The 2,683-nt window shown below is 68.3% G+C and carries 4 protein-coding genes; all 4 read right to left on the bottom strand.

Going from position 1 to position 2,683, the window contains the following annotated elements; genetic code table 11:
• On the bottom strand, positions 1 to 795 hold a 795-nt coding region (locus DCO49_RS19800; protein WP_165835762.1), incomplete at its 3' end, for a TolC family protein.
• The gene (locus DCO49_RS19795) at positions 792 to 1,709 is read right to left on the bottom strand and encodes an HlyD family secretion protein (protein ID WP_165835761.1); all 918 of its coding nucleotides are present in this window, start codon (positions 1,707 to 1,709) and stop codon (positions 792 to 794) included. The genes DCO49_RS19800 and DCO49_RS19795, both read right to left, overlap by 4 nt.
• Positions 1,706 to 1,915 carry a DUF1656 domain-containing protein gene (locus tag DCO49_RS19790; protein WP_010487502.1) on the bottom strand — a complete coding sequence of 70 codons (210 nt, stop codon included), beginning with the start codon at positions 1,913 to 1,915 and terminating at the stop codon, positions 1,706 to 1,708. The genes DCO49_RS19795 and DCO49_RS19790 overlap by 4 nt, the downstream gene beginning before the upstream one ends.
• A gap of 108 nt (positions 1,916 to 2,023) precedes the next feature.
• Complete coding sequence (locus DCO49_RS19785) at positions 2,024 to 2,479, bottom strand: MarR family transcriptional regulator (protein ID WP_108770529.1); 456 nt, start codon at positions 2,477 to 2,479, stop codon at positions 2,024 to 2,026.
• Between the last annotated feature and the right edge of the window lie 204 nt (positions 2,480 to 2,683).

The following is a 2,683-nucleotide window of genomic DNA, read 5'->3' as shown; positions in this document are numbered from 1 at the left end:
GCCGGGGGTCTGCCCCAGCAGCGCGGCCAGCGAATAGGCGGCGGCCGAACGCTGCGCGCGCAGCGGCGGCAGTGCGGCTTCCAGCAGGGCGACCTGCGCGTTGGCGCGGGCCAGCTCCGGCGGCGTGCCGCGGCCGGCATTGATCAGGCGCTGGGTGACCGAGCGGCTGCGCTGCTGCAGCTGCAGCGAATGCTCGGCCACGTGCAGTTCGTGGTTGGCGTGGCAGATTTCCAGGTAGCTGTCGGCCACCTCGGCCACCACGCTCACCTGCGCCAGGTCGCGTGCGGCGGCCACCGATTGCTCGTCGGCGCGGGCCGCTTCGGCACCGCGCTTGAGCTTGCCGAACAGGTCGAACTGGTAGCTGACCGCGAACTTGCCGTCGGCCAGGTTGATCACCGGCAGCTCGTGTTCCTGCAGGAAGGCTTCGGCCGACAGCTGCGCACGGCTGACGCCGGCTTCGGCTTCGTACTCGAAGCCACCGGCATCCATCGCCTGTTCGTACACGGCGGCGGCGCGGCGCAGGTGTGCATCGGCGGCCTTCAGTTCGACGTTGTCACGCAGCGCCTGGGTGATCAGGCCATCCAGCACCGGATCGTTGTACAGCGACCACCAGCGGTCGGGAAGCGCCTGGTTGGCGGCGACGTCCGGGTTCTGGGTGTCGATGAAGGCGGCATTGGCCTCCGGGCGCTTGAAGGCCGAGCCTTCCGGCAGGGCGTAATCCGGGCCGACGGTCCTGCAGGCCGCCAGGCTGGCCAGCGCAACGATCAGGCCGAGGCGGGGCAAGGTGGTGTTCACAGGCCCGCCTGTGTCGGCGTGGTGCCGGCCTTGCCTGGGTGCTTCATGCTGTTGGTTTCGACGGTCACCGTGGCGGTACGGCCGGCGATCAGTTCCACGCCTTGGGGCACGTCATCGATGGCGATGCGCACCGGGATGCGCTGCGCCAGCCGCACCCAGTCGAAGGCCGGGGTCACGTTCGGCAGCAGGGTGCTGCCGTTGCTGCGGTAGCGGTCCTCGATGCCGGCGGCAATGCTTTCGACGTGGCCGCGCAGCGCGGTCGATTCGCCCATCAGGCGGATGTCCACGGCCTGCCCCGGGGCCACGCCGCGCAGGCGGGTTTCCTCGAAGTAGCCATCGATGCGGAACGAGCCGGTATCCAGCAGCGCCAGCACCGGCTTGCCGGCCACCACGTAGTCGCCCACGCGCATGGTGCGGTCGTTGACCCGGCCGTCGGCCGGTGCGTGCACTTCGGTGCGGGCCAGGTTCAGATCAGCCAGGTCGACCGCCGCCTGGGCGGTGGCCAGCGACGCCTGCGCGGCCTGCAGCTTGGCGCGGCGCACTTCGGCGTCCTCGGCGGCCACCAGGTCCTGCAGGCTGCGGTCACGGCCGATTTCGCGGCGCAGCTGCGTCACCGAGGCCTGGCGCTCGGCCAGGCTGGCCTTGGCCTGTTCCAGCGCGATGCGGTAGCGCGCGCGGTCGATCACGAACAGCACGTCGCCCTTCTTCACCGCCTGGTTGTCGGCCACGTTCACCGATTCCACCAGGCCGGACACATCGGGGGCCACCTGCACCACGTCGGCGCCGACATGGGCATCGCGGGTCCACGGCTCATCCATGTAATAGATCCACAGCTGGCGCAGGACCAGCAGGGCCACGATCACCGCCGCGCTGGTCAGCAGTATGGGAAGGGTCTTCTTCACGATCTTGTTCACGATTGCATCCAACGCAGGAGGTGGAACAGCAGGCCCAGCACGATCCCGTACAGCGCCAGGTTGAACAGCGCCGGATGCCAGACATGGCGGTAGGCACCGGCACGCTGCAGCAGCGCGTGCAGGCCGCTGTTGACCAGGTAGGCCAACAACATCAACCCGAGCAGGGTCGGGACGAACACTCCGTGGAGACTGAATTCACCGGGCATCGGTAGGGGGGCGAGATGGTGGAGGGGAGGGCAACACACAGGACAACGGCAACGGGCAAAAGCCGCTGGCGCCTGCACGGCAGCGGCGGTGTTTCAAGGACAACGCGCTTACGTGATGCGGTCGGCCGCCTCGGCCAGCAGGCGCCATGCCTTCAGCACGGCCTGCAGTTCATCCATGGAAAGTTCGCCGAACACGTCCTGGCGCAGGCCGATGAGCTGTTCCTCCAGCTCGCGCACCAGCGCCTGTCCCTCGTCGGTCAGCCACAGCAGGTTGGCGCGGCGGTCGCTGGCGTCGCTTTCGCGGCGGACCAGGTCGCTGGCGCACAGCTTGTCCAGCAGGCGTACCAGGGAGGGGCCTTCCATGCCCAGCTGCTGGGCCAGTGCCACCTGGCGGATACCGCCGCCGGAGCGGCCGATCATCAACAGGGGCATGGTGCAGGCGGTGGAGATGCCGTAGCTGCCGAGCCGGCTGTCGGCCAGGCGCTGCCACTGACGTCCCGCATAGAGCAGGCCGGAGCTGAGCTGCATCTGCAGCCGGGTGCGGTCGTCGAGGGGTCGGTCCATAAGAGATAGATAGGGTACTACTAATTTGATTCCTATCAATAGTTTTTGCTGAATGGGTGATTGGGGTGGGTGCACTGAGGAAAGCGTTGCGCCTCGTGTGCTGGCGGTCGGGATGGCGCAGGGCCGGATGGGCCAGGACACGCCGTAAACCCGTCCATGGGGGCTCGTAGGCGCCATCCATGGCGCCTGCGGTCCTGGCCCATC

The sequence above is a fragment of the Stenotrophomonas sp. SPM genome (assembly GCF_003105135.1).
GTDB lineage: Bacteria > Pseudomonadota > Gammaproteobacteria > Xanthomonadales > Xanthomonadaceae > Stenotrophomonas.
Note: the sequence above shows the minus strand (reverse complement) of the source record. Positions and strands in the feature narration are given on the sequence as shown.